The organism is Lentimicrobiaceae bacterium (genome assembly GCA_028697555.1).
Taxonomy (GTDB): Bacteria; Bacteroidota; Bacteroidia; order Bacteroidales; family UBA4417; genus UBA4417.
Genome location: JAQVEX010000037.1, coordinates 21,484 through 27,483, shown reverse-complemented (window position 1 = coordinate 27,483; position 6,000 = coordinate 21,484). Strand labels below are relative to the sequence as shown.

Here is a 6,000-nt window from a genome sequence, read left to right as displayed (position 1 = left end):
GTTCCGAGTTCCGAGTTCTGAGTTTTTGAAATAGAAACTCCTAACTCAGGACTAACCAACTCATCACTCCCGAATTCTCGGGACAAGCCATCGCAAACAGCCAAAAGCCCCGAGACTTCGGGGGCTAATAACAATGAACAATATAAAAACTTAAGCATATGAAAAAGGTAGTAACATTATTTTTATTAATAGCAGCTATAGCTAGTCTAACTTCATGTAGAGGACTTATAAGAGAAGACCCTAAAATCTTACCCAAAAATATATACATTCAGGGCTTTGTTTACGACAGAGATTCATTGTATCCTATAAAAGATGCTACTGTTCATCTTGAGGGATGTGTATTAATGGACGTCATATATAATCCTATTGATAAAACTAAGACCGATGAAAACGGCTATTTCCACTTTTTGTTTCAACCTGAAGAACGATATTATTACAGATTACAAATAAGAGAAGACGACTATTCAATATATCACATTAGTCTTGATAAATACGCTGGAAATCAGGAGTTTGAAATATTTCTGCATAAGTAGCTATTCCTTATTAAAATCCTAATTGTTTCAAAAAATTTAAATCTAGTTAAGTGAATGGTGTTTGGTGAATTGTGGTCAGTGATTGGCGCGGGTAACGGAGTGCGGGGTGCGGGGCAATTAGCCAAGAAATTTCGGAGAACAATTACTAATTACAAATTGTTCATTGATAATTGATAATTACCACTCACCACTCACCACTCATCACTCATCACTCACCACTCATCACTCACCACTCACCACTCACCACTCCACCACTCACCACTCACCACTCCACCACTCCCGAATTCTCGGGACAAGCCACCACCAAAAGCCAAGAGCAAAGGGCTAACAGCCAATAGCTAATAGAAACTATACGATTAAAGATATTTAGCAGACAACAGCAACTTACAAAACAAATCTATTTACATCAAGCAATTGTTTGTTAAAACGCTGTGTTTTAGCACCATACAGAACAGTTGATACTTTTACATTATTACAAATAAAAAAATGTGATTAAAAAAGATTAAGAAAAGTTTGCACAATTAAAGAATAGTATTATGTTTGCAATAAAATTACAATTAATCAATATTGTGGTATCGATATTGTAATATAAGAGTTGGGACTAAAATATGGTTAACGCATGTAAGAACGAAAAGCCAAAAACGTTGAATGGATTAGGTGAAATTTTAAAACTATTATTATGGTAGAAAAAACTAAAATTTACGATAACACACGTTTAATTACCTGGCTATGTTACGTTACAGTTATATTATCCCTTATCAGTTTAAGGCTTGAACATAGTAAAGCCGGCATAATTTGGAATACCAAATTGCCTGAATGGACAGTTTTTATCCTATGGAGTTTTTCATTCGCTAGCGTATTGCTTTTGCTGAAAGATTATATTCAAATATCTTATCAAAAATCAATTACTTCACTAACTATAGTAGCTGTTATTTTTTTTGTACTGGGACCCCTAAATGCTATAGGCGAATCGTCGCTTAATGACGGAGTAATGGTTTTAGTAATTATCTTACTTCTTGTTTATCCTGTATTTGTACTAATTTCAGGGATACAGATAAATAAAATAGAAGAAGAACGTAAAATTGGAGCTTTATTGATAATATATGCTGTGTTAATTATAATATCAATATTCGTCAGCACATACTTTATACTCATAAACAACTTTCCTATATGGTTTTATTCAGTTAGTACCGTTGTTGACATAAGTTTTTTACTCATTTTGAGTAGAAAGTTTAGAAAAATGGCTTACAATAAAAGAAAATCAGAAATACAACAATAAGTATGTAGTGGGTTGCGTGATGCGGGTTACGGGGTTAGTTCTGAGTTACGAGTATCGAGTTTCGAGTATTTTATCGAAAACTCGGGATTATCTCCTAACTCAAAACTCCTGACTCATATCTAACCACACACTCACCACTTACCACTCACTAATTCTCGGGACAAACCATCACCAAAAGCCAAAAGCCAACGGTTAACAGTCAAGAGCAAAAGGCATAAGCAATTGTCAATTAACTCCGAAACTTCGAGGAACATATAAGCACGAAGTTTCGGAACGTGGTTGCTAATAAAACAATTTTTATTGTCTCATTATGGGACAAAGTTGCAGAGAGTCGAGTAAGCGATTATCTCAGGGATTTGCACATATAACTATTGGGAAAATTGCAATTTCTCTTTTTGGGACAAAGTTCTTGAAGATGAAGAAAAGTTCAGCAAACTGCTGATAATAAGCGACTAACAACATCAGGGTTAAAAAACTAAGTCGTAATTAATATTGATAAAATTGCCATTTATCGTTTTTTAATAGAAACTTAATAAAAAATTCACACAAGTTCATATTTGTAACAAAAACATTTTACTTTTGCAATCCCCTACTTTCGATATTACGATATAGATATTGCGATACTGAATAGGGGAATGAGATGATAAATGTGGTATATGAAATCATTATAGTTGAACTCATAAAATATAATGGCATATTAATTGTGAGAGTTTAGAATAAAATATTGTAAAAGCATAAATGAACAAGAAGATAATAATATAATAAACGTACCAAAGGGAACTCTTCAACGGTTTCTTACACATTACGAATATTTTATAGCGACCACAAAAGACGATGCTTGCTCAATATCTTCAACCAAAACAATAAATAGTATTAATATTTATAATTGGAACAGAAAAAATGAAAACCGATAAATAGAATAGATGAAATTTTTATATTAATTATTATGGAAAAAAAATGTGAAATTTATGGTAAGGCACGATTAATAACTTGGCTATGTTACGCTGCAATTATATGTACTTTCATCAGTTTAACAATTGAAGTTGGAAAAAATTATTTAAGTTGGAATACAATAATACTTGAACGTATTGTTAACGATCTATGGAATTTATTATTTGCTGCTATATTGCTCGTACTAAAAGACTATACTAAGAAATTTTATAAAAAAACAATTACTACACTAGCTGTGGTAGCCTTGATATATTTTATAGTAGTCCCGCTAGACGCTATAGTTAAATTATACGCCAATGATGGATTAATGATTTTATCAGTTATCTTAATTCTTGCTTTTCCAGTATTACTCCTAATTTCCGGAGTACAGGTAAATAGAATAAAAAAAGAACGAAAAATAGGAACTTCATTGATAATATATGCTTCATTAATGATTGTAGCAATGTTAATCTGTTCACGCTTTATCTCCGAAAATGAAAATGAATTCCCTTTATGGTTTTATTTTATTGGTACCATTATTGACATTGGTCTTTTATTCATTTTGGGTAGAAAGTTTAGTAAAATGCCTTACAATAAAAGAAAAGCAGAAATACAACAATAAATATTTAAAACTAATAAGGATAATGTTGCGAGTTTCGAGGTGCGTGTATAGAGTATTAGGTGTTGTTCAGAAAATTCGGAATTAACTCCTAACTCGGGATTCTTAACTCTGAACTCTCCCAACTCCTAACTCCTAACTCCTGACTCTGAACTCAAAACTAACCCACCATCACTCAAAAAATTACTAATACAGTTAACTAATAAACAAAGTTTTGTGTTTCTACATACCACTATTTTAAGATAAATATTTACGAAATCAGTAACTGATTGACAAAATGTTATCAATTAATTCAAATCAGCTAGAAAAAATATAATTGCTTAAAAAATTTATTTGCAAAATAAATCGATTCTCACCTAAAAACCTCTCAGTAAAGCGTTGTAATTTAGCGTATTATATAACAGTATATATTTTTACTTATAGCAGATAAAAAATTGTGATTGAAAAATTTGAAAAAAATTTGCACAGTTAAATAAATATAATAATTTTGCAATGAATTATTTTCGATATTTTTATATCGATATTGCCGTATCGAAAACAATATGGAAAAATACTGTTTATGAAATCACAATAATTGAACTTATAAAATAGAATGATTTATTGTCAAGGATTAGACTAAAATATTGTAAGTGAATGAAAGAACAAGAAGATAGAAATATAATAACTGTACAAAAGGAAACACTACTAAACATTCCTAAGTATTACGATTATTTAAGAGCAGATAGAGAAGATGATGTTTGCCCAATATCTTCAAGCAAAATAATAAAAAGTATAAATATAATTAGAACGGAAAAGCCGAAAAACGTTAAACAAAATAGGTAAAAATTTATAATTTATTTTTATGGAAGAAAAATATAAAAGTTGTGGTAAGGCATGTTTAATGACCTGGTTAAGTTGCATTGCAATTGTAATATCTCTTACAAGTTTTGAACTTGAACTAACAAGAGCCAATATAAATTTGCTTTTTGAAATACCTGAATGGCTAATTTTTACATTATGGAATTTTACATTAGCTGGCATATTTCAGTTACTAAAGGAATATATTCAAGATTTTCATAAAGAAAATATTACTTTACTATCTGTTTCAGCCTTGTTATATCTTATAATGGGACTGATAAACATTATAGTGGAATTATTCTCTATCGAAAAATTAATGATTTTATCATTTATATTGACACTTATTCTTCCAATATTATTTCTAATTTCAGGAATACAAGTGCTTGATGTAGGAAAAAGACTAATAACTGGAGCTTTAATTATAGCATACGCTTTAGTACTTATGGCATCAATAATCTTAAGTTTATACTTTACGGTTAAAGATAATTTTCCTTTATGGTTTTACATTGTCGGCACCATTGTTGACATAAGTTTTTTAACATTCTTGAGTATAAGATTTAGAAAATTATCTCGTATAATAAGAGAAAGGAGAAATAATCGAAAGGTACTTAGTACTAGTAATTTAAATTAGTTACTTACCTGCGATACGTGTAGCGAGTTGCGTGATGCGGATCGGCTTTTGGCTTTTGGCTCTTAGCTATTGGCTAAGTACAGTCCTGAAGTTATAGGACTAAAAACTAAAGGCTAAGGCTAAATAAGTTACGAGTAACGAGTAACGAGTTCCGAGTTTTGAGTTAAAATTTGATAATTATAATTTCTAATTTCTAACTTAACCAGCCAACGGCTTAAAGCTAACGGCTAATGGCAAAATAAGTTACGAATTTCGAGTTTCGAGTACAACATTTTCGGTCACTGAGTGCCGAAGGCGTTTCGAAGTGCCGAAAATGGATGTGCAATTGAGATCTGTGTCACTTTGGATAACAAGTTGCGAGTTACATGCTGTGTGGTGCGCCCAATTTTCAATTTACCCCCCGAACTTCGGAGTACAAATAGCAATAGTTATTAATTGATAATTAATAAATGCCAATAGCTAACAGCTAACAGCAATGTATAATTAGGCACAAAGTATCTTAATTAGTTGCTGAATGTATAAAACAAAAAAACATCTCGTTTTGGGACAGAGTTGCTGAAGCCGGAGCATACGATTAACTTTGAGTACTACTCTATAACTACTATTAAAACAATTACAAATGTCTCGTTTTGGGACAAAGCTGCGAAAGTCGGAGTATACGATTAACTCTGAGTTCTACTAAATAACTATTGGAACAATTGCACATGTCTCGTTTTGGGACAAAGCTGCAAAAATGAAACAGGATTTTAATAAGCTGTTGATAATGAACAGGTAACAATAGTGGAGTAAAAAAACAAACTCTTAATTTTTACTGATAAAATTGCAATTAATCGTTTTTTAACAGAAACTTAATTAAAAAATTGCATAAGTTTACACTTGTAGCAAAAACATTTTACTTTTGCAATCCCTCACTTTCAATATCAAGATAAATATATTGGGATGCTGAAAACGTGATTAAGATGATAAATGTTGTTTGTTAAATCATAATAGTTGAACATATAAAACAGAATGACATATTAATTGTAAAGGATTAGATTAAAATATTTAAAAACATGAAAGAACAAGAAGATAGTAAAAAAATAACCGTACAAAAGGAAACAATTCAATGGCTTCCTATAGTACTTCGAATATTATGGAGTGGATAGCAAATAAGTCGTATGCTCAAGGTGTT

Annotated in this window: 5 protein-coding genes; all 5 read left to right on the top strand. The window is 30.9% G+C overall.

The window, feature by feature from the left end:
• Window positions 1–158 precede the first annotated feature (158 nt).
• Window positions 159–533, top strand: coding sequence for a hypothetical protein (locus PHP31_07025; protein ID MDD3739030.1), 375 nt, complete (start codon window positions 159–161; stop codon window positions 531–533).
• Between the two features lie 679 nt (window positions 534–1,212).
• Complete coding sequence (locus PHP31_07020) at window positions 1,213–1,812, top strand: hypothetical protein (protein ID MDD3739029.1); 600 nt, start codon at window positions 1,213–1,215, stop codon at window positions 1,810–1,812.
• A 946-nt stretch (window positions 1,813–2,758) separates the two neighbouring features.
• Window positions 2,759–3,364 (top strand): hypothetical protein, encoded by a 606-nt coding sequence (locus tag PHP31_07015; protein ID MDD3739028.1) that lies wholly within the window; start codon window positions 2,759–2,761, stop codon window positions 3,362–3,364.
• 630 nt (window positions 3,365–3,994) lie between these two features.
• On the top strand, window positions 3,995–4,183 hold the full coding sequence (locus PHP31_07010; GenBank protein ID MDD3739027.1) for a hypothetical protein: 189 nt from the start codon (window positions 3,995–3,997) through the stop codon (window positions 4,181–4,183).
• 19 nt (window positions 4,184–4,202) lie between these two features.
• Window positions 4,203–4,829 carry a hypothetical protein gene (locus PHP31_07005; protein MDD3739026.1) on the top strand — a complete coding sequence of 209 codons (627 nt, stop codon included), beginning with the start codon at window positions 4,203–4,205 and terminating at the stop codon, window positions 4,827–4,829.
• Window positions 4,830–6,000 lie beyond the last annotated feature (1,171 nt).

Bases quoted from the DNA above. Each gene is read 5' to 3' on its own strand.
- PHP31_07015 (MDD3739028.1), top strand. From the start codon at position 2,759: ATGGAAAAAAAATGTGAAATTTATGGTAAGGCACGATTAATAACTTGG.
- PHP31_07025 (MDD3739030.1), top strand. From the start codon at position 159: ATGAAAAAGGTAGTAACATTATTTTTATTAATAGCAGCTATAGCTAGT.
- PHP31_07010 (MDD3739027.1), top strand. From the start codon at position 3,995: ATGAAAGAACAAGAAGATAGAAATATAATAACTGTACAAAAGGAAACA.
- PHP31_07020 (MDD3739029.1), top strand. From the start codon at position 1,213: ATGGTAGAAAAAACTAAAATTTACGATAACACACGTTTAATTACCTGG.
- PHP31_07005 (MDD3739026.1), top strand. From the start codon at position 4,203: ATGGAAGAAAAATATAAAAGTTGTGGTAAGGCATGTTTAATGACCTGG.